The sequence below is a fragment of the Formosa sp. Hel1_33_131 genome (assembly GCF_001735745.1).
Classification (GTDB): domain Bacteria; phylum Bacteroidota; class Bacteroidia; order Flavobacteriales; family Flavobacteriaceae; genus Hel1-33-131.
Genome location: NZ_CP017260.1, coordinates 1,465,665 through 1,487,561, shown reverse-complemented (window position 1 = coordinate 1,487,561; position 21,897 = coordinate 1,465,665). Strand labels below are relative to the sequence as shown.

Here is a 21,897-nt window from a genome sequence, read left to right as displayed (position 1 = left end):
TTATATTTTAATATTTCTTAATCTTAAAGCATTTGCAATCACGGATACAGAACTAAAACTCATAGCTAAAGCTGCAATCATTGGCGATAATAGTATTCCAAATACTGGGTACAAAACACCTGCAGCAATTGGCACTCCAAAGACATTGTAAACAAATGCAAAAAACAAATTTTGTTTTATATTTTTAACAACCGCATGACTTAACTTTTTAGCTTTTACGATGCCCTGTAAATCGCCTTTAACCAATGTTATGGATGCACTTTCGATGGCAACATCTGTTCCTGTACCCATTGCAATACCGACGTCAGATTGTGCTAATGCAGGTGCGTCGTTAATACCATCACCTGCCATTGCAACAATTTTACCTTGTTGTTGGAGCATTTTTATTTCGTTGAGTTTATCTTCTGGAAGGCATTCAGCTTTGTACTGTTTTAGGTTTAACTGTTCTGCGACTGCTTTTGCCGTATTTTCATTATCGCCCGTTAACATTATCACCGCAACACCACTTTTTTGTAATTCTAAAATAGCATTTTGACTTGTTGTTTTAATGGCATCAAAAATAGTAACGTACCCAACGGCTTCATTTTCTACGCTTATGTAGGATACTGTTTTACCTTGTTCCTGTTCAGTCACAACCTTCTTGATTAAATCGTCTGAAATTGAAATAGAGAATTGTTCTAAGAGCTTCACATTACCCAAGGCTATTTTTTTGTTATCTACCGTCCCAATAACCCCTTTTCCTGCCACTGCTTCAAAATCATCTACTTTAGAAAGTGAGACGTTTTTGGTCTTTCCAAAGTTTACAATAGCTTCAGCTAATGGATGCTCACTGTATTGGTTTAAAGATGCGATGTATTTAAGTAATAAATTTCCCTCTATTTCATTTATAGAAATCACTTTTTCAACAGAGGGTTTTCCTTCTGTAATCGTTCCTGTTTTATCTACAATAAGTGTATCTACGGTATTCATTTTTTCCAACGCTTCAGCATTTTTTATCAATACCCCCGATTGTGCGCCTCTACCAACACCCACCATAACGGACATTGGTGTTGCCAAACCCAAGGCACAAGGACACGCAATGATCAATACTGCTATGGCATTTATAAACGCAAAAACATACGCAGGTTCTGGACCAAAAATCGACCAAACACTAAATGTAGTCACTGAAACAAGGAATACAATGGGTACAAAGTATTTAGCGATTCTATCGGCTAATTTCTGAATTGGTGCTTTAGAACGACTTGCATTATTTACCATTTGAATGATTTGAGAAAGTAAGGTTTCTGAACCTACTTTTTCTGCTTTCATAACAAAGGACTTTGTGCCGTTGATCGTTCCTGAACTTACTTTATCATCAATATTTTTATCCACAGGAATAGGTTCGCCTGTTATCATTGATTCATCAATGCTACTATGTCCTTCGACAATACGTCCATCTACAGGAATTTTTTCGCCAGGTTTTACACGCAGTAAATTACCTTGTTCGATTTTATCAATAGCAATTATTTGGTCTATTCCCTCCACAACTAATAGTGCTGTTGATGGGACTAATTTTAGTAATTCTTTTATTGCTCCACTTGTTTGACTATGCGCTTTTGCTTCTAATAACTGTCCTAATAATACTAATGTGAGAATGACGGTTGCTGCTTCAAAATATACAAATACGTTGCCATCAGAAGTTTTAAAATCTGCTGGAAATACCTCTGGAAATAGCATGGCAAATACGCTAAACACCCAAGCGATGCCAGAGCCAATGCCAACAAGTGTAAACATATTTAGATGCATCGTTTTTATAGATGTCCAAGCACGTTTGAAGAACATCCAAGTGGCGTAGAATACAACAGGAACTGACAATAAAAATTGAATCCAATTCCAATTTTTTTGTTCTAAAATATTATACAATGGATTATTGCTGATCATTTCAGACATTGCTATTAGAAATATGGGAATCGTAAAGGCAACTGCAATCCAAAACTTCTTTAATAATTTTTTATAGGTTTTATCTTCTTCTGAAAGATCTGCTTCGAGGGGTACTAAATCCATACCGCAAATAGGGCACGACCCTGCTTCATCCGTTATAATTTCAGGATGCATCGGACAGGTAAATTGTGTGTTTGTAGCAATTAAACTTCTTTCTTCAACCAAATCCATCCCGCAGACAGGACAATCGCCTGCTTTGTCATAGGTTTTATCCCCTTCGCAATGCATTGGACAATAAAAAATACCCGTTCCTTTACCTTTTGGTTTTTCTTCTTTTTTATTGATATGAAGATGTTCTCCTAAATTATGAATGCTATAGCGACCACCATCATTTTTTAAGGCGTGTTGAAACTGTTCGATAGGAATGTGTGATTCCATTTCAATAGTTGCCTCTGCCTTTTCTAAATCAACCGATGCTTTAGAAATGCCTTTTACTTTTGAAAGCGTTTCTTCAACGTGACTGCGGCAACCGTTACAGGTCATTCCGTCTATGTGATAGGTATGTTTCATTTTTATATTTTAAAATTCAAAAGATCGTTAACTACATATACTCAAAGCAGTATAAGTGTTGCCACATTCTGTGTTAATTAATGCTTATGACCGTTTGCCTTATGGTCTTCATTTTTTACATAATCCATATTGCAAGTTGGACATTTTCCTGCTTTATCACTACCACTTCCTTTACAGTGCATTGGACATACATAAGCTGAGTCTTGCTCTTTCTTTTTCGATTGTTCTGTTTTTGTAGTCGTACCCTCTTTTTTAGCCTCTTTACACGATGCTGTTGTTAGCATTAATCCTAATACTAAAACTCCTAAAATTGTTTTTACTGTTTTCATTTTTAATTAAATTTTAATTTGTTAAATAGTTAATAATTGTTGTTTGTAAATAATATGTTTTAATCGATTCTACCTGATTCATTTGAAACTTTAATTGCAACTCTTGAATATCGAGAACGTCGTTAAAATCTATGGTTCCTGTTTCATAGCTTTTTACTAAAATGGTTTCAGCATCCTTTGCCTGTTTTAAGTTCTTTGTTTGCGTGTCGTAACTTATTCTTGCGGAAGTACGCTTTTTTACAGCCTTGTCCAATAAGGTTTCTAATCGGTTTCGTTTATCTTGCTTTTGAAAATTTATCTCTTTTTGATGTAACTCGTTTTGTTTAGTTTTTGATTTGTATTTAGTATTGAAAATCGGAATTGAAATACGAACCATTGGCATTACAATATCTTTTCCGTTATCGTTAAAATTTACATTTGGTCGTTCTGAAACTGCGATATAATCCAATCCAAATCCAAACATTGGATTGCCTTCTTTTTGATTTAATAATTCGGATTTTTCAACGGATTCGTAGAGCTTTTCGTATTTCAATAATTCAGGGTGTAATGCTAAGTTCTCTGAATTGATTTGAATGTTTTCAAGAGGTATTGTTAATTCACTATCCATAGATATCTCAATATAGCTATCTCGATTTAATAACTTGTTTAGGGCCGTTTGTTCTGCTAAATAATCTTGTTCTAAAACTTGTTCTAATTGCTGTAATTCATTTTGCCGCATTTGTAATCGCAAAACATCTACTGCGGATGCTTTTCCAACCTCAACAGACGTTAATGCCAATTCTTCATAAGTTTTTAGTAGGCTTCTATTTTCAACTAAAATAATTTGTTTCGCTTTTAACGCATATAAATTATAGTAAGATTGCGATATGGATGCTACCAATTTTCTTTTTACAATAACAACATCTTCATAAACAGCATCTGCCAAAGAAGCTACATAGTTTTCTCTTGCGGTGATTGAACCAAATGAAGGTAACATTTGTTTCGCAGAAACCTTAAAGCGTTGCGCTCCTGTACGAGTTTCGGGTTCACTCACAAAATATCCAACCCCTATTTGCGTGTTTGGTAGGGTGTTTACCTCGTTTACTTTTTCTTTTGCAACTTGATATCTAAATTCAAAGATTTGAATTTTCGGGTTGTTTGCTAATCCTTCTTCAATGAATGTTTGTAATTGCTGGCCGCTTACTGAGTGAAAAGTTAAAAGTGAAAAAATAAAAATCAGAGCTCCTTTTAAATGAAAAATGAAAAATGAAAAGTGAAAAACGGATTGTTTTTTCGTTCTTTCTAACTCCTTAGTTTGCCCTTTTAGCGTTTCACTATTCACTTTTAGCTTTCCACTTATCATTTCTAGTTTTTCACTTTCCACTTTTAGTTTCCCACTTTTAACTTTCAACTTTTCACTTTTAACTTTCAACTGTTTCATACTACATTCTTGATTTTGTGGTTTTAATTGAACTTACAAGCATTGCCACTAATTCTTTATTTAAACCTAAATGAATCTGATGCTCATTTTCATTGATATAATCGGTATCTTTTAGTAAATCCAACCAATACAATGATTCATTGGCTTCTTTAAGAGAAATACTCATTTTATGAATAAAATCCATTTTACTTTGAGCAAATTCTGCTTCACGGATAAGAGCTCCAATAGCAGTGCCGCTTCTTAAAAGTTGTTTACTTAAAACGTATTCTTTTTTATCAGAAACTAATCGTTGAGACAGCTTTACGACCATAATTGCAAACGCATAACTTTTATCTTTTAAAATACTCTTACCCATAACTTTCCACTTTTAGTTTTCCACTTTTAGTTTTTCACTTTAAACTTCTCACTTCTCACTTCTCACTTTCCACTTTAAACTTCTCACTTTCAATTCCTGCTTCCAACTATACAACACTGGAACCACAAACAATGTGATTAACGCAATAAGCATGCCTCCAAAGCTTGGGATTGCCATTGGAATCATTATATCACTTCCTCGACCTGTGGATGTTAAAATGGGTAACAATGCTAAAATGGTGGTAGCGGTTGTCATTAAACAGGGTCTGATTCGTTTTTCTCCAGCTTCTACAATTGCCGCTCGAATTTCCTTTTTATTTTCAGGTTTGTTTTTATCAAATGTTTGTGTTAGATAAGTTGCCATCACAACGCCGTCATCAGTCGCAATTCCGAAAAGTGCTATAAATCCGACCCAAACTGCGACACTCAAATTAATAGAATGCATCTGGAATAAATCGCGAAGGTTTTCACCAAAGACATTGACGTTTAAAAACCAGTCTTGACCATACAGCCAAATCATGATAAAACCACCTGCAAATGCAACCGCAATTCCTGAAAACACCATGAGGGATGTCGCTACCGAACGAAACTGAAAATATAAAATCAAGAAAATAACAAGCAGGGCTAAGGGCACAACGACGGATAAGGTTTTTTCCGCTCGCAGCTGATTTTCATAAGTCCCCGTGAATTGATAATTGATTCCTTTCGGAACAATCAACGCACCAGAATCAATCTTTTGCTGGATGAGTGCTTGCGCATTTTCAACCACATTCACCTCAGCAAATCCATCTAACTTATCAAATAACACATAGCCTACTAAAAAAGTGTCTTCACTTTTGATGACCTGTGGTCCTTGTTCATACCGAATAGTCGCTAATTCACTTAAAGGCACTGGATTTCCTTTTTTTACGGGAATGTATATTTGCTTCAAATCGGCGGGGTTTGCGCGTAATTCTCTTGGGTAACGCACCCGAATACCATAGCGTTCCCGCCCTTCAACGGTTTGGGTAAGTACCATGCCACCCACAGCAACTTTAAGTACATTTTGTACCTGTTGAATTGAAATTCCATAGCGTGCAATTTTCTCCCTGTCTATATCTATAAGCAAATAGGGTTTGCCCACAATTCGATCTGCATAAACAGCTTGTTTCTTAACGCCTTCTACTTGTTTTAAGAGGGCTTCTAATTGCAACCCAAAAGCTTCAATTTCTTTCAAACTTTGCCCTTTTACTTTAATACCCATGGGTGCTCTCATGCCTGTTTGTAGCATTACCAATCGGGTTTCAATAGGTTGTAATTTAGGAGCTGAAGTAACTCCAGGTAGTTTGGTGACTTTTATAATTTCATTCCAAATATCATCTGGGGAGTTAATCTCGGGACGCCAATTGCGGTAAAACTCCCCATCCTTGTCTGGAATAAGTTGTTCTTCTGCATTTATAGATAGCCACTCTTCACGCTGGTCTGCTTGCAATGACATTCCATTTTTTAATAGATAACTCCCATTATCATTCACCTTATACCGTTGACGCTTGCCGTGTTCATTCAGCATATATTCTGATTTATATTGAATGATATTTTCATACATTGACAAAGGTGCTGGGTCTAAAGCAGATTCGGTGCGACCCGCTTTTCCAACAACTGTTTTTATTTCTGGAATACTGGCGACCGCCATGTCTAATTGCTGTAAAACCCGTTTGTTTTCTTCCACTCCAGAGTGTGGCATTGAGGTAGGCATTAATAGAAAAGAACCTTCATTTAAGGAGGGCATAAATTCTTTACCCGTGTTTTTCATGATAAAAAATCCTGCGATGACAATGAATGTAGGAATGGATAAAAACAATGCTTTGTGCTCTAAACACCAGCCTAAAATTCGAGTGTAATATTTTTTGAATACTGAGAAAATACCTAACAATCCAAAGCAAATAACACTCACAAAAATGAGATTCAAAAAGAGACTTTTATCGACTCCTAAGGGACGCCAATAGGTTGCTAAAAGAGCGATGATTGCTAACGCAGAAATGATGATATTAAGAAGTGAAAAACTGAAAGTGAAAAATTGAAAGTGAATCTTCCCATCATTATAATAGTTCTTTACAATACCTGTAATTCCAAAAGCTATAAGAATAAACCCGAGCCAATACCCATAAATTAGTGCTGTTATTCCTAACAGAATGAGAACGGTATTAATTACAAAACTCAAGCCTTTTTTGATCCTTTGCTTTCTAAATAAATAGGCTGCAAACGGGGGGATTATAAACAACGCAACGATAATAGAAGCTGTTAAGGCAAAGGTTTTTGTAAAAGCCAGGGGTCTGAATAATTTTCCTTCGGCACCCATCATTGTAAACACAGGAATAAAACTGATAATAGTGGTCATCACTGCTGTTACAATCGCACCAGAGACTTCTGTAGTCGCATTGTAAACCACCTCATTTATCGTTAACCTCTCACTTTCCACTCCCAACTTCTCACTTTCATCCAAATGCCTAATAATATTTTCGGAAAGAATCACGCCGACATCCACCATGGTTCCAATGGCGATAGCGATTCCTGAAAGGGCTACAATATTCGCATCCACTCCAAAAATTTTCATGGCGATAAATACCATTAGAACCGCAACAGGTAACAAGCCTGAAATAAGGACCGAAGCACGCAAATTGAAGACCATAATAATAATGACCAAAATGGTAATTAAAATCTCCAATAATAAGGCTTCATTAAGGGTTCCTAAGGTTTCTTGAATTAACTCTGTTCGGTCATAAAAAGGAATAATCGTGACTTGTGACGTACGTCCATCCTTCAATACTTTTGAAGGCAAACCGGCACTGAGTTCGTTAATTTTATCCTTTACATTATTGATTACTTCCATCGGATTGGCTCCGAATCTGGCAACCACCACGGCACCGACAACTTCCGCACCTTCTTTGTCCAATACCCCTCTTCGTGTTGCAGGACCTAAGGATACGTTGCCAATGTCTTTAATTTTGATGGACGTAAAATCCTCAGAAGTGACGACTGCGTTTTCTATATCTGAAATGGATTTTACATAACCCAATCCACGCACTAAATACTCCACTTTGTTAATTTCTAAAGTCTGCGCACCAATGTCTGTATTGCTTTCTTTAATCGCTTTTACAACATGATGCAAGCCAATTTTATATTGACGCATCAACTCTGGATCCACATCCACTTGATATTCTTGAACGTAGCCACCAATGGAAGCCACTTCAGAAACGCCACTCGCTGAGGATAACGCATATTTTACATAATAGTCTTGAATGCTTCGCAATTCTTGTAAATCCCAACCACCTGTGACGTTCCCGTTTTCGTCACGACCCTCAAGGGTGTACCAAAAAATTTGTCCCAAGCCCGTCGCATCAGGACCCAAAGCTGGATTCACATCTTTAGGAAGCAATCCATTTGGGAGAGAGTTTAGTTTTTCGAGAATGCGACTCCGACTCCAATAAAATTCAATATCTTCTTCAAAAATGACATAGATACTGGAAAAGCCAAACATGGAGGAGCTTCGAATGGTTTTAACCCCCGGAATTCCTAAAAGAGAAGTCGTTAATGGATAGGTAATTTGATCCTCTATATCTTGAGGCGAACGGCCTTCCCATTTTGTAAATACGATTTGTTGATTTTCGCCAATATCTGGAATGGCATCCACAGCAACGGGGTTTCTTGGTAAAAACTCTAAATCCCAATTAAACGGTGCATTGACGGTTCCCCATCCGATAAAAAGAACGAGCATTAAAACTGCTACGAGTTTGTTTTCTATTAAAAATTTGATGCTTTTATTTAGCATTGATTTGAGTTTTAAGTATTAAGTACAAAGAATTAAGTACAAAGTCTTTAGACGTTATGACGCAAACTATTTTGCGTTACAACTCATTACTAAAAAAAAAATCAAATTAAATACGTCTCGTCAAGCTTGAAGATTTGCCTTATGACGCGTGGTGGTTTGTATGCTTCGAAAGAGGATGAATTACAATCTAAACCTTCAAAAAGGGTGCTATAAGTGTAAACCAAAGCAACCACAAATTGTTGTTGTTCAAAAGAAAGGCTGTCAAAAGACAGTTGCAATTCATTTTGACCCTCAATCACTAATTGTTTGTCGTTACAACAATTCTTTTTAGAAATAGTACATCCATCAGTAGTAGGTGGGTTTTGTATTTCCATTCCGCAGGTTTTTGCCTTTTGAAATAGGGCGGTATCTACTAAAGTTTCGCCACAAAAGTGCATGTCAACCGTAAATGACAGTGTAGAAAATAAGACTACAAAAGCCATTAATAAGGACGCTATTTTATGGAATGCATGTTTCATAATAAATTAAAGGTACTAAATTCTGATTGCTAAACTATTTTTTAACAGAATTTTAGAAGTCTGTGCGTTTGAAAAAAGGGAGAGTCAATCTAAAAACAGTGTTTTTCTACGTTCTTCCAAAGTGTGATTTTTTCAGCAAAATTTAGGGGCGTGTACGCACCAAAAAAAAGCCCTTACATTTCTGTAAAGGCTTTATAACTTGCTCCTCCTCTTAGGCTCGAACTAAGGACCCTCTGATTAACAGTCAGATGCTCTAACCAACTGAGCTAAGGAGGAGTGTTTTTTCGCTATTGCGAGCGCAAATATATAGTATTTTTTATTCTATACAAATAGAATTTTAATAATATTTAACCAAATACCGCTTTAAAAATATCATTTCCATTGGCAAACAACACTAAGGCAATCAAAATAAAGAATCCAGCCGTTTGTGCATACTCCATAAACTTGTCGCTTGGCTTACGCCCAGAAACCATTTCGTAAAGTAAAAACATCACGTGTCCACCGTCCAAAGCAGGAATAGGCAATAAGTTCAACACCCCTAACATAATCGATAAAAAGGCCGTAATACTCCAAAATGCTTCCCAACTCCAAGTGTCTGGAAAAATATCGAAGATGGCTTTAAATCCACCAACCCCTTTATAAGCTCCTGTACTCGGTGAGAAAATAAGTTTTAACTGCATCCAATATGCCGACATCTGTGAGGTAAAACGATTCAGACCAACCCCAATACTTTCACCAAATGTATATTCGTTTTCAACAATTTTATAGTAACCCAGTTCTTGTATCGCAGAATAACTAGCTCCTGTGATAATTCCTAACTTCCCATCGGCATCAATCTGAAGAGTTTTGTTAAGGGATTCCCCAGCTCTTAAAACAGTAACGTTCACAGTTTGCCCTTTGTAGTCTGAAGCCAAAGCTTCAAATTCATCAAAATATTTAAGAGGCTTCCCGTCAACACTCGTCAACACATCGCCTTTCTGTAAATCTTGGTCTTTATTTAAGGAGGTTTCCTGTATTTCACTTACCATAAATGGTTGTCTCAATTCAAAAAAGGAACGGCTTTTGCTGCTGCTCAGTTGACCTAAAAAGTCTTCAGGAAACGTCACCGTCATTGGCACGCCGTTACGCTCGAAACTCACGAGTTGCGCCGCCAAAAGGTTCTTTTTTAAATCTGAATAATTCACAATCTCTTGGTCATTAATCGCTGTAATATTATCGCCCGTTTGTAATCCGAGTTCGATCAGTAAAGGGTTTGTAATCATATACCCATCTTTGATGCTTTTTGCATCAATATCAGAATCGCCATACGAAAACGCCATAAAAACATAAATAACCGCAGCCAATATAAAATTAACGGTCACACCACCCAACATGATAATCAATCGTTGCCAAGACGGCTTAGAGCGGAATTCCCAAGGCTGTGGCTCTTGTGCCATTTGCTCTTTGTCCATGCTCTCGTCAATCATCCCTGAAATCTTCACATAGCCACCCAAAGGCAACCAACCAATCCCGTAAACAGTATCGCCAATTTTCTTTTTAAACAAAGAATATTTGACATCGAAAAAGAGGTAAAACTTTTCAACGCGGGTTTTAAATAATTTAGCCGGAATAAAATGGCCTAATTCGTGCAGCACAATCAGTAAGGAGAGGCTCAATAAAAACTGTGATATTTTGATAACAAATTCCATGTAGTATGTGTAGGATTAAGTGAACAAATGTAAAGTTTTCAGTTTAGATACAAAAACTTTATTGAGACGCTTAATTTATAGGAAGATATATTCAAAGTTCTCTGTTCTGTATTGTACTTTTGCAAACACAATGACAACCCTATGAATTCCTTTTTAAAAAAATACAAACTGTTCATTACCACCCTCTTTGTGCTGTCCTGCATTATTATCACTCTGTTTTACAACATCCTGAATCCTGTAAAAGCACTGCCTATTTACCAGCCGGCACAAGTGAATTATGAATTGGTAGACAGCACCATTCAACATCAAAAAAAATACCACCGCATCGCAGATTTTAGCTTGATCAATCAAAATGGAGAAACGATTACACATGAATTTTATAAAAATAAAATCTATGTAGCCGATTTTTTCTTCACCACCTGCCAGACCATCTGCCCCATTATGACGGATCACATGTACGACATTCAAAAGAAAACCATTAGTGATCCTGAAATTTTACTCCTATCCCATTCCGTAACGCCCGAAATTGACTCCGTTGCCCAACTCAAACGCTACGCCAAAAAAAAATTGGTGAATGCCTCCAAATGGAACTTGGTCACAGGCGACAAAAAACAAATTTATGAACTCGCACGCAAATCCTATCTGGCAGTGAAAGATGCAGGCGACGGCGGCCCCTTTGACATGATTCATACCGAGAATTTTATGTTGATTGATAAAAAACGGCAAATCCGTGGGTTTTACGATGGAACCGATCCTGAGGAAATTGACCGCCTTCTTGAAGAGATAAAAATTTTAAAAGCATCGTATAAAAACTAATCTTTTTAGTACTTTTGCTTCTTTAAAATGAATCTAAATAAGCATGCGCTTTACCATTGCAGATCTTAAAAAAGGAGAAAAAGGCATTATTACCGACAGCTCTTCAGAAGACATCCCTCTAAAATTACTAGAAATGGGATGCCTCCCTGGGAATGAAGTGCATTTACTTCAACTGGCCCCCTTTTCCGACCCGATGTACCTGAATGTAAACGATAGCTTTTTGGCCATAAGAAAAGAAACAGCCTCCCTGATTGTAATCGAAAAAATAGATGAGTAAACAGCTAAACGTTGCGCTAATTGGAAACCCTAACACCGGAAAAACTTCGGTGTTTAATGCGTTGACAGGCCTCAATCAAAAGGTGGGGAATTATCCTGGCATTACCGTCGATAAAAAGCAAGGGATTTGTAAATTATCTCGTGGCGTCAAAGCCCATGTGTTGGACCTCCCAGGCACCTACAGCCTCAACGCCTCTTCTTTGGATGAAAATGTGGTGATCGAATTATTGCTCAATAAAAACGATAAAGACTACCCCGATGTCGCAATAATTGTCAGTGATGTTGAAAACTTAAAACGAAATTTACTCTTATTTACACAAATTAAAGACCTCAAAATCCCCACTATTTTGGTGATTAACATGAGTGATTTGATGAACCGCAAAGGCATCTCCTTGGATATCGGATTGTTAGAAGCCAAGCTTCATACCAAAATAGCACTTGTCAGTACCCGAAAAAATCGAGGCATTGATGAACTCAAACAGCTCATTGAGAATTATAAAACCATTTCTACGGAACCCTGTTTGGACACCTCCACAATTGACGCAACTTATTTTCAAAGTTTACAAAAAGCGTTTCCTAATCAGGATGTTTACAAATTATGGTTGGTGATTACTCAAGATGCAAATTTTGGAAAAATCACCCGTCAGGAATTAGATATATCAAAATTTAAAACAAAATCGAATCAGGAATTAAAGCGATTGCAGCAAAAAGAAGCCATCAAACGCTACCAATTTATCAATGCGATTTTAAAAGAAGGACAAACCATTGACCGCTCCAAGGCCACTGGCTTACGAAGTAAATTGGACCGTTTACTCATTCATAAAGTATGGGGATATGTGATCTTTTTCTTGATTTTATTAACCATTTTTCAAGCAATCTATGACTGGGCAACCTTCCCTATGGACCTCATCGATACCACCTTTGCAAGCTTGGCAGAATGGGTTAAAAACACCTTTCCCGGTGGCGGAATGTTAACCGATTTAGTTGCGGAAGGCATTGTCTCCGGAATTGGAGGGATTGTGATTTTTATCCCACAAATTGCCTTTTTGTTTTTGTTTATTTCGATTTTAGAAGAAAGTGGTTATATGAGTCGTGTGGTCTTTTTGATGGACCGCGTGATGCGTCGATTTGGATTGAGTGGGAAAAGTTTAGTGCCCTTAATTTCTGGAACGGCTTGTGCCATTCCAGCCGTCATGGCCACCCGAAATATTGAAAACTGGAAAGAACGCCTCATTACCATATTAGTCGTCCCTTTTACCACCTGTTCGGCACGTTTGCCCGTGTACCTCATCATCATCGCCTTGGTAATCCCAGAAGGCTCTATTATTGGACTCAGCTACCAAGCACTCACCTTAATGGCCTTGTACCTCGTTGGATTTGGAATGGCCATCTTTTCGGCTTACATCCTCGATAGAATTTTAAAAACAAAGCACAAGACCTTTTTTGTGGTTGAGATGCCCAACTATAAATTGCCCTTACTGAAAAACGTCATTATTACGGTCATTGAAAAAACAAAAACCTTTGTGTTTGAAGCCGGGAAAATCATTTTAGCCATCTCCATTATTCTTTGGGTAATGGCGTCTTTTGGTCCTGGTGATAAATTCAAAAATGCCGAGTCTTATGTGGAAACAACCGCCACGCAAACCACTTATGAACGAAACGATCAAATTGCAGCTTTTAAGCTAGAACACTCTTATATAGGCATCGTTGGAAAAACCATTGAACCCCTGATCAAACCTTTGGGATATGATTGGAAAGTGGGTATTGGATTGGTTGCCTCTTTTGCAGCTCGAGAAGTATTTGTAGGAACTTTGGCAACAATTTACAGTGTAGGAAGCGCCAGTGAAGGTGAAAACATAGAGACTATCAAAACCAAAATGGCGAACGAAACGTATGCCGATGGTACCAAAGTATTCACACTTGCTTCGGGGATTTCTTTACTCTTGTTTTATGCGTTTGCCATGCAATGCATGAGTACATTGGCAATTGTAAAACGAGAAACAAAAAGCTGGAAGTGGCCAATACTTCAGCTCATTGGAATGACAGCCATCGCTTATATTTGTGCTTTAATTGCGTTTCAATTTTTAAAATAAGGACATGAACGAAACCTTTCAAACAGTTGTAATCGCTTCCATTTTAATTTTGGCGCTTGCTTATCTGTTCCGTAAACAGCTCTGGAAGTCCAAAAAAAAGGATGGTGATTGTGGCAACGGCAGTTGTGGATGCTAACCTAAAGCAACATCTAAGGTCATCATCACAATAAACCCTCCAATAAATCCAAGAGTTGCAATGTCGGTATATTTATCGCGCTGTGTTTCTGGAATCACTTCTTCAACGACTACAAAAATCATAGCCCCCGCTGCAAATGCCAAAGCATAAGGTAAAATGGGAGTGAAAAAGGTCACTGCCACTGCACCAATAACGGCGGCGATCGGTTCAACAATGGCAGACAATTGTCCGTACCAAAAACTTTTAAACTTTGTGACGCCTTGTCGTCTGAGTGGCATGGAAACCGCCAGTCCTTCTGGGAAATTTTGAATTCCAATTCCAATGGCCAATGCCACAGCACCGCCAATAGTCGCTTCAGGAATTCCCGCAGCAACGCCTCCAAAGAGAACGCCAACGGCCAAGCCTTCTGGAATGTTATGAAGTGTGATGGCAAGTACCAATAATGTCGTACGATGCCAAGGCGATTTGACACCTTCTTTTTCACTTTCTTTAAAATTAATATGTAAATGAGGAAGCACCTTGTCCAGTCCAAAAAGAAACAATGCCCCCAATCCAAATCCAACTGCTGCTGGAAATACCTTTACAAAACCTTCGCCAGGACTCATTTCAATGCTTGGCGCCAATAGACTCCAAAAACTAGCCGCCACCATAACACCGCCTGTAAAACCGAGCATCCCATCTAAAAGCCCCCGATTCATGCCTTTGAAGAAAAATACAAGAGACGCTCCTAAAGCCGTGACAATCCACGTAAATAATGACGCATACAGAGCCGCTAAAATAGGGTCGATACTACTGAGATAGGAAATAATTTGATCCATGGATAGTTGAAATTTTGTGCAAGTTACTAAATCCCTTTCTCTTTTTGAAGTTGTTCGTAAGCTTCTTGAACCTTTCTAAACTTTTCTTCTGCCCCTTTTTGATGTTCTTTTCCTAAATGCAAGACTTTATCGGGGTGGTATTTTTTGGCCATTTTTCTGTAAGCCGTTTTAATTTCGGACATGGTGGCATTTGTGTCAAGTTCTAAAATTTTATACGCACTATCCGAACTCTTATAAAACATGGCTTGAATACTCTCAAAATCTCTAGGATTGATCCCCAAATAAGAGGCGATAAGAGAAATTGCATCCACCTCCGAATCGGCCACATGACCATCTGCTTTTGCAATGCCAAACAAGAAGTGAATCAGCTGAAGTCGCGAGGCATGGTCCATCATTTGACGAATCTGCAAACAGACTTGTCGCGTGGAAATATTGGTTTGTTTGGAAATTTCTTTAAATAAATTAAAGGCCTGATTGGCGCGATCTTTCCCATACATTTGAACAAACTGTGCACGGACAAAATCCAACTCGCGCTGGTCTTGCTTTCCATCTGCTTTGATGACAATCGATGCCAATATCAATAAACTCACTTCAAAATCTCCCGAGCGTGTTGCCGATTGATTTTGAGTTCTCACGCTGCCACCTTTAGAAGATGCGTCTAGCATACTGCCCACTGCCATTCCTATAATAGCCCCAATGGGCCCTCCAAATGACCATCCAATTGTAGCACCTATCCATTTTGAAAATCCCATATATATCTGTAAAAATTAAATTAAAAATCAAACCTACAAAAAAAGAATAGTAACCGATGACAACCGCTGAGATTTCTGAACTAATTTATAGTCAATTTAACATTTGACATTCTTAAAAATGAATCTAATTGCCCGACAAATGTGTATCTTTGTACCTTAATTAAAAATAAATACACATGTATCCAGCAGAATTAGTAAAACCCATGCGTGAACATTTAACACAAGTAGGTTTTGAAGAATTACATACCGCCGAAGCTGTGGACACTGCTTTAGCACAATCTGGCACGACTTTAATCGTAGTCAATTCCGTTTGTGGTTGTGCAGCTGCCAACGCGCGCCCAGGTGCCATCATGAGTTTAGAAAATGACAAACGTCCCGTTCAATCCGTTACGGTATTTGCAGGCGTTGATAAAGAAGCGGTTGATAAAGCGAGAGCACATATGGTTCCGTTTCCTCCAAGCTCGCCTTGTATGGCCTTGTTTAAAGATGGTGAATTGGTGCACATGCTTGAGCGTCATCATATCGAAGGACGCCCTGCAGAATTGATTGCAGAAAACTTAATGGATGCGTATAACGAGCACTGTTAATCGCAATCGGTATTTCACAAGAGTCTGTCTAGAAAAGTAAAAGATCTGTCAATCTGACCCTGCCTGACGGTAGGCAGGTTCAGATTGACAAAGAAAAACTTTTTTTGACAGCTTTTTTTGGTTTCAACTAGCCTATAATCTGAACCAGGTCCTCGATTTTGGTGAGCAGCTGAACTTTGATTGCGGTGTTTTTAAGTCCTATTTTATTGTGTTTTGAAACAAATATAATTTCAAAGCCTAATTTTTCAGCTTCTAAAATTCGTTGGTCCACACGCTGAACAGGTCGGATTTCTCCAGACAAACCAACTTCACCGGCAAAACAAAAATTCTTGGCCAAGGCCTCATCGTCATTAGACGATAAAATGGCTGCGACCACTGCTAAATCTATCGCGGGATCGTCCACATTAATACCTCCTGTAATATTTAAAAATACATCTTTTGCGCCGAGTCTAAAGCCGGCACGTTTTTCTAAAACTGCCAACAACATATTGAGACGTTTGGCGTTAAAACCTGTTGCACTGCGTTGTGGGGTTCCATAAACCGCGGTACTGACCAGTGCTTGAACTTCAATGAGTAAGGGGCGAACTCCTTCGAGTGTAACCGCAATAGCGTTGCCTGATAAGGCTTCGTCTTTTTTGGAAATGAGAATTTCTGAGGGATTGGTAACTTCCCGCAAGCCTGTTCCTAGCATTTCATAAATCCCCAATTCGTGGGTGGATCCAAAACGGTTTTTGTGGGCTCTTAAAATTCTAAACACATGATTTCTATCGCCTTCAAACTGAAGCACGGTATCTACCATATGCTCTAATATTTTTGGTCCTGCAATAGAACCGTCTTTGGTGATGTGTCCTATTAAAATAACAGGCGTTGCTGTTTCTTTTGCAAATTTAATGAGCTCCGTTGTGCATTCTTTTATTTGAGATACGCTTCCAGCAGAAGCTTCAAGGTAATCACTTTGTAAAGTTTGAATCGAATCAATAATCACCACATCGGGTTGAAGTGCTTCAATTTGTTTGAATATAAGTTGAGTTTTTGTTTCGGTTAAAATGTAGCAAGTATCATTCAGTGGTTGAATGCGTTCTGCACGTAATTTGATTTGTTTTTGACTTTCTTCCCCTGAAACGTACAGCGTTTTATAGGGTAGTTTTAAAGATACTTGAAGCATCAGTGTGCTTTTTCCTATGCCCGGCTCTCCTCCCAAAAGGGTGAGAGACCCAGGGACAATCCCGCCTCCTAAAACGCGATTTAACTCCCCATCAGCCGTATCCATTCGAACGGTTTTGGTAGTGTCAATTTCAGAGATTTTTAAAGGTTTCGAGACCCGGTTTGGGGCGCTTTGATTCCCCGTTTTCCAATCTTTTTTATCGGGTTTCTGAACCAATTCTTCTACAATCGTATTCCAAGATTTACAGGAGGTACATTGTCCTTGCCATTTGGCAGATTGAGCCCCACAGCTCTGACAAAAAAAGGTGGTTTTTACTTTAGCCATTAGAGTCCGAATTCTTGTTTAATTTCATCTGCTCTTTCAAGCATTTCATCTTTTGTGTAGCCTTCAACCTCTTCAAGAGTGTAGGCCGATCTATAGATGTCCATTGCTTTTTCTGGCTTCCCAATTTCTTCAAAATACCGCGCCATAAAGAAGCTTCCTAAAACCGTATTGGGGCGCTGATCTCTAGCAATTTTCCCTAAGTCTTTATAGTAATCAAATTGTTTTGTTTTTTGGATGGCTGCTGCAATGGCTCTAAAATCATTTATGAGTATTTGCTTTTCGATACCAAATAAGGTTTCGATCGTATCATATTTTTCAAGGAGATAATCTACAGGCGAGGTCTCTAAAGTTAAGATGTGTTCCTTATACTCCGCCTTGCTAATCGGTTGAAATACTAAAAATATACTTTGTAACGCTTTTGGAATGGATTGGGCTGCAAGTGAATAATGATTTGCGTCGTCAAAATTGTCAAATGCATAGAGGAGGTTTTTGTTTTCTAAAGCAGAAATCTTGGTGTGAAGTGCCTCAATTTCTTTCTTATTTCGCTTGATATCTAAAGCAGCCGTCGATAGGTAATAAAACGTTTTGGAATCACTTTCAAGACCGAGTCTTCTTGTGAGATTTTCTTCCATATTAGGAGACAAGCTCGGACTCAAAGCAACAAACGCATTAAAAATAGGGCGGGTATTAAACAAAAAGTGATTCATGAAATTTGCCGTTTTACCGTGCCCTACAGCGACTCGGAAGTTGAGACTGCGGTAATTTTCACTCATAAAAGTAAGGAGTTCGTTTTCAATAAAATCATAAAATTGAGCTCCTGTTTTGGAAGGAGAGTAATCTTCTACTGAAATATTACAATCTTCTGATCTTGAATCGTCTTGATTCACCCCTACCACAATGGCTTCCGGCATGTCTTCCCAATAGGAATAATAATCTACATTTCCAGCCACGACTTCAAAAAGGTAGTCCCCATCAAAAACAACAATTAAGGGATAGTGTTTTTCAGTGTTTTCTTCGTAGTTCCGTGGAAGTTGTATTTTTAATTCGCGTGAGGTTCCTAAGGATTCGGATTCCATCGATTCATAAACCGTCTGAGCTAGGGTTAGATTAAAACATAGGAAGGCTGAGAGGACAAAAAATTTCATATAAACAAGTTAAATATTTGTGTTGCCAAGTTAAGAAAATAACCGAAAACGAAATATATTATTCCGAAGTTTGTTTTGGATAAAGTCTGTTGTAGATCGGTAAAAAGAGGAGCGAGGCACCTCCTAATACGATGATCATTACGGTTTGTGAAGTCCACATAACCCATCCAAATGCAATACTCGAATCTTCAGGAATGTTGAACATAGAGAAGGCTGCAAAAATAGCGAGTGGATAGGACCCAATTCCGCCATTGGTTGCTGCAATGCTGAAACTTGCAAAAATAAAACCAATGAGAATCGCAGAAAACGGAAGCTGACTTGTTTCGACGATAGAAAAAGAGGTGATATAAAACATTAGTACGTACATGCCCCAAATGAATAGTGTATGAAAAATAAAGGCCCATTTCTTTTTCATTTTCAAAATGCTTGTAATCCCCTCAACAAGACCTGACAAGAGGGTTTTAATTTTTAAAACAAAAGGATGATTTGATTTTTTAAAAAGCTGATATCCGAGAACGAGTGTTAAGATTCCAACGAGGGCTAAAACAATCAGTTTGGTAGGGTCAATCGCGGTAACTAGATAATTGTAAATGATATCAAACTCCAATATTAAACTTATACTGATAATACAAAGCATGACTGCTAAATCGGCGACGCGTTCGGCAATGATGGTTCCAAATCCTTTCTCAAAAGGAACGCCTTCATAATTCGTTAAAATGGTCGCTCGTGAAACTTCGCCAGCTCTTGGAATGGTGTAATTTACAATATAGGTTGTAAAAACCGCCATGATACTGTTTGGAAAACGCAAGGTGTAACCCATGGGTTCAATGATGAATTTCCAACGGTAGGCGCGCGATAAATGACTTAGCAGTCCAAAAAAAACTCCTAGCCCAATCCAGAAATAATCGGCATTTTTAAAATACCCTAACAATACAGGAATCGAAATTTTAGACAATGAATACCAAACCAACACCCCTCCTAGCAAAAGCGGAAGGCTAATTTTAAGAGCTGATTTGAGTTTCTCGTTCAAGAAATTAGTTTAAAAGGTTATTGGCTTCATTCGGAAACACTAAAGACGGCTTGAATATTTTAGCGGCTTCCACATCCATAAACGCATAGGTGATTAAAATCAGGACATCGCCTATAGAGACTTTATGTGCCGCAGCACCATTAAGCGTAATTTCACCTGAGTTTCGAGGGCCAGGAATCACGTAGGTGTCTAGGCGTTCGCCGTTGTTATTGTTAACCACTTGGATTTTTTCGCCTTGAATAATATTTGCGGCATCCATTAAGTCTTCATCAATGGTAATGCTGCCAATATAATCAAGGTCTGCCCCTGTTACTTTTACACGATGAATTTTAGATTTTACGACTTGTATTTGCATAGTTGTCAAAGGTAATTAATTTAAAGCGATATTGTCAATTAATCGGACATCTCCTGCAAAAACTGCAATAAATGCGCGGTATATTTTAGTTTGATTTTTTTGTTGAATGGGCGCTAAGTTTTCACTCTCTGAAATCTGAAAATATTCCAACTCAAATAAAGGGTGGTTGCTAAATTGAGTGCTTACCCAATCGGAAATAACTGTATGGTTTTCGGATTGAAATTTTTCTTTAACGGTTTGGAGCGTTTTATAAATTAAGCCTGATTTTTCTATTTCTTCGGCAGACAAACGGCTGTTTCGTGAACTCATAGCGAGTCCATTGGACTCACGCTCAATTGGACAGCCAGTGATTGTGACTGGGAGCTTGGTAATCTCAACCATCTTTTTGATAATTTGTAATTGCTGAAAATCTTTTTCACCAAAATAAGCAAAGTTGGGTTTTACAATTTCAAACAGATGTTTTACAATGGTTCCAACCCCATCAAAATGGCCAGTTCTAAATTTACCTTCCATTTCAAATTCCAGACCTCCAAAATCAAAATGATCGGCGTTCATTTCAGATCCATAGACATCGCTAACGGTTGGGGCATAGACTAAAATCTGTGTTTCAGAAAGTGTTTCTAATAACTGAACATCTTCGGTCAACGTACGTGGATATGAGCTTAAATCATTTGGATTGTCAAACTGGGTGGGGTTTACAAAAATACTGACAACCACCAGCGTGTTTTCAGCCAAAGCAGCTTTCACTAAAGACAGATGCCCCACGTGGAGTGCGCCCATCGTTGGCACAAATCCCAATGAAAAAGCAGTGTTTTTTTCCTTGCTAATGAAGGTGCGCAACTCGGCTTTAGATGTGTAAACTCGCATTTAGTAAATATTTAACAACGTGCAAACTTAAGGTATTACTGTTAATCTGCATAAAATTTTGTATTTTTGCGTGTTTTTTGTTGATAAACGCTAAAACCATAAAACTTATGAAAGATAAGAGAATATTATACGTTTCGTCCGAGGTTGTACCCTATTTACCTGAAACGGAGATTTCCTCCATGTCGTTTGAAGCGCCTAGAATGGTGAATAAACAAGGGGGGCAGATACGAATATTCATGCCGCGTTATGGGAATATCAACGAGAGAAGGCATCAGTTACATGAGGTGATTCGCTTGTCGGGAATCAACTTAGTGATTAATGATTTAGACATGCCTTTAATCATAAAAGTAGCTTCGATTCCAAAGGAACGCATTCAAGTATATTTTATTGATAACGAAGAGTATTTTAGACGTAAAGCAACGTTTACCGATGAAAACGGTGAATTATTTGATGACAATGATGAACGTGCTATATTTTTTGCTAAAGGGGTTATAGAAACTGTAAAGAAATTAAATTGGGCTCCCGACATTATTCATGTGCATGGGTGGCTGGCCTCTTTATTGCCATTATATTTGAAGCAATACTATAAAGACGAACCGCTTTTCAAAGAAAGTAAAATTGTAACCTCTATATATAACCAGAGTTTTGACAAGACGCTTAATATGGGCATGGTTGACAAAATTAAGTTTGATGAAATTGAGGATACACACATCAACAAGTTAAAAACACCTTCCTATACTAACTTAATGAAAGTCGCAGTTGATTTTTCAGATGGATTGATAAGAGGGTCTCAAGACCTCCCAAAAGAATTAGACGATTACCTTGCTGATTGTGAAAAACCTGTTTTGGACTACCAATACCCTGAAGCTTTTGCAGAGGCTTACACTGAATTTTACAATACACAAATCTTAAAACTAGTCCCTTAA

At 38.0% G+C, this 21,897-nt stretch carries 20 protein-coding genes and 1 tRNA gene; 6 read left to right on the top strand and 15 right to left on the bottom strand.

Annotation, left to right across the window (positions count from 1 at the left end; translation table 11 throughout):
• The 8 genes from FORMB_RS06770 to rseP all read right to left on the bottom strand — a co-directional run bounded on the left by FORMB_RS06770 (window position 1) and on the right by rseP (window position 10,607).
• Entirely contained in the window at window positions 1-2,490 is a 2,490-nt protein-coding gene (locus FORMB_RS06770; RefSeq protein WP_069676732.1) for a heavy metal translocating P-type ATPase, read from the bottom strand.
• Window positions 2,491-2,567: 77 nt separating this feature from the next.
• Window positions 2,568-2,819 (bottom strand): heavy metal-binding domain-containing protein, encoded by a 252-nt coding sequence (locus tag FORMB_RS06765; protein WP_069676731.1) that lies wholly within the window; start codon window positions 2,817-2,819, stop codon window positions 2,568-2,570.
• A gap of 13 nt (window positions 2,820-2,832) precedes the next feature.
• Window positions 2,833-4,209, bottom strand: a complete 1,377-nt coding sequence (locus FORMB_RS06760; RefSeq protein ID WP_231925522.1) for a TolC family protein — start codon at window positions 4,207-4,209, stop codon at window positions 2,833-2,835.
• Between the two features lie 31 nt (window positions 4,210-4,240).
• On the bottom strand, window positions 4,241-4,594 hold the full coding sequence (locus FORMB_RS06755) for a four helix bundle protein (RefSeq protein ID WP_069676730.1): 354 nt from the start codon (window positions 4,592-4,594) through the stop codon (window positions 4,241-4,243).
• A 48-nt stretch (window positions 4,595-4,642) separates the two neighbouring features.
• Window positions 4,643-8,401 carry an efflux RND transporter permease subunit gene (locus FORMB_RS06750; RefSeq protein ID WP_069676729.1) on the bottom strand — a complete coding sequence of 1,253 codons (3,759 nt, stop codon included), beginning with the start codon at window positions 8,399-8,401 and terminating at the stop codon, window positions 4,643-4,645.
• Between the two features lie 101 nt (window positions 8,402-8,502).
• Window positions 8,503-8,919 (bottom strand): HYC_CC_PP family protein, encoded by a 417-nt coding sequence (locus FORMB_RS06745; protein WP_083243924.1) that lies wholly within the window; start codon window positions 8,917-8,919, stop codon window positions 8,503-8,505.
• A 202-nt stretch (window positions 8,920-9,121) separates the two neighbouring features.
• Window positions 9,122-9,195, bottom strand: a tRNA-Asn gene (locus tag FORMB_RS06740).
• 71 nt (window positions 9,196-9,266) lie between these two features.
• Window positions 9,267-10,607, bottom strand: a complete 1,341-nt coding sequence (gene rseP, locus FORMB_RS06735; protein WP_069676727.1) for an RIP metalloprotease RseP — start codon at window positions 10,605-10,607, stop codon at window positions 9,267-9,269.
• Window positions 10,608-10,748: 141 nt separating this feature from the next.
• Here rseP and FORMB_RS06730 point away from each other — a divergent pair, with 141 nt between their 5' ends.
• Genes FORMB_RS06730 through FORMB_RS12825 form a run of 4 tightly spaced genes read left to right on the top strand, consistent with a single transcriptional unit; the run spans window position 10,749 to window position 13,928 of the window.
• Window positions 10,749-11,423: an SCO family protein gene (locus FORMB_RS06730; protein ID WP_069676726.1), complete on the top strand. Its 675-nt coding sequence runs from the start codon at window positions 10,749-10,751 to the stop codon at window positions 11,421-11,423.
• Window positions 11,424-11,466: 43 nt separating this feature from the next.
• Window positions 11,467-11,700 carry a FeoA family protein gene (locus tag FORMB_RS06725; RefSeq protein ID WP_069676725.1) on the top strand — a complete coding sequence of 78 codons (234 nt, stop codon included), beginning with the start codon at window positions 11,467-11,469 and terminating at the stop codon, window positions 11,698-11,700.
• A complete protein-coding gene (gene feoB, locus FORMB_RS06720; RefSeq protein WP_069676724.1) occupies window positions 11,693-13,792 on the top strand; it encodes a ferrous iron transport protein B in 2,100 nt (699 codons plus the stop codon). Before FORMB_RS06725 ends, feoB begins: the two co-directional genes overlap by 8 nt.
• A gap of 4 nt (window positions 13,793-13,796) precedes the next feature.
• Entirely contained in the window at window positions 13,797-13,928 is a 132-nt protein-coding gene (locus tag FORMB_RS12825; protein WP_083243923.1) for a FeoB-associated Cys-rich membrane protein, read from the top strand.
• Here FORMB_RS12825 and FORMB_RS06715 read toward each other — a convergent pair.
• Both FORMB_RS06715 and FORMB_RS06710 read right to left on the bottom strand, forming a co-directional pair.
• A complete protein-coding gene (locus tag FORMB_RS06715; RefSeq protein WP_069676723.1) occupies window positions 13,925-14,746 on the bottom strand; it encodes a ZIP family metal transporter in 822 nt (273 codons plus the stop codon). The two genes, FORMB_RS12825 and FORMB_RS06715, sit on opposite strands and share 4 nt — an antisense overlap.
• 26 nt (window positions 14,747-14,772) lie before the next feature.
• The gene (locus FORMB_RS06710; RefSeq protein ID WP_069676722.1) at window positions 14,773-15,498 is read right to left on the bottom strand and encodes a TerB family tellurite resistance protein; all 726 of its coding nucleotides are present in this window, start codon (window positions 15,496-15,498) and stop codon (window positions 14,773-14,775) included.
• A 176-nt stretch (window positions 15,499-15,674) separates the two neighbouring features.
• Between FORMB_RS06710 and FORMB_RS06705 the strand changes: the two genes are divergently transcribed.
• Complete coding sequence (locus FORMB_RS06705; protein ID WP_069676721.1) at window positions 15,675-16,085, top strand: BrxA/BrxB family bacilliredoxin; 411 nt, start codon at window positions 15,675-15,677, stop codon at window positions 16,083-16,085.
• 127 nt (window positions 16,086-16,212) lie between these two features.
• Here FORMB_RS06705 and radA read toward each other — a convergent pair whose 3' ends face one another.
• From radA to panC, 5 genes are read right to left on the bottom strand one after another with little or no spacing between them, the layout of a single operon-like run.
• The gene (gene radA / locus FORMB_RS06700) at window positions 16,213-17,574 is read right to left on the bottom strand and encodes a DNA repair protein RadA (protein WP_069676720.1); all 1,362 of its coding nucleotides are present in this window, start codon (window positions 17,572-17,574) and stop codon (window positions 16,213-16,215) included.
• A complete protein-coding gene (locus tag FORMB_RS06695; RefSeq protein ID WP_069676719.1) occupies window positions 17,574-18,719 on the bottom strand; it encodes an alpha/beta hydrolase in 1,146 nt (381 codons plus the stop codon). The genes radA and FORMB_RS06695 overlap by 1 nt, the downstream gene beginning before the upstream one ends.
• A 58-nt stretch (window positions 18,720-18,777) precedes the next feature.
• The gene (locus FORMB_RS06690) at window positions 18,778-19,749 is read right to left on the bottom strand and encodes a lysylphosphatidylglycerol synthase transmembrane domain-containing protein (protein ID WP_069676718.1); all 972 of its coding nucleotides are present in this window, start codon (window positions 19,747-19,749) and stop codon (window positions 18,778-18,780) included.
• Between the two features lie 4 nt (window positions 19,750-19,753).
• The gene (gene panD / locus FORMB_RS06685; protein WP_069676717.1) at window positions 19,754-20,104 is read right to left on the bottom strand and encodes an aspartate 1-decarboxylase; all 351 of its coding nucleotides are present in this window, start codon (window positions 20,102-20,104) and stop codon (window positions 19,754-19,756) included.
• Between the two features lie 15 nt (window positions 20,105-20,119).
• The gene (panC, locus tag FORMB_RS06680; protein ID WP_069676716.1) at window positions 20,120-20,971 is read right to left on the bottom strand and encodes a pantoate--beta-alanine ligase; all 852 of its coding nucleotides are present in this window, start codon (window positions 20,969-20,971) and stop codon (window positions 20,120-20,122) included.
• A gap of 107 nt (window positions 20,972-21,078) precedes the next feature.
• Here panC and FORMB_RS06675 point away from each other — a divergent pair, with 107 nt between their 5' ends.
• Window positions 21,079-21,897 (top strand): glycogen/starch synthase, encoded by an 819-nt coding sequence (locus FORMB_RS06675; RefSeq protein ID WP_069676715.1) that lies wholly within the window; start codon window positions 21,079-21,081, stop codon window positions 21,895-21,897.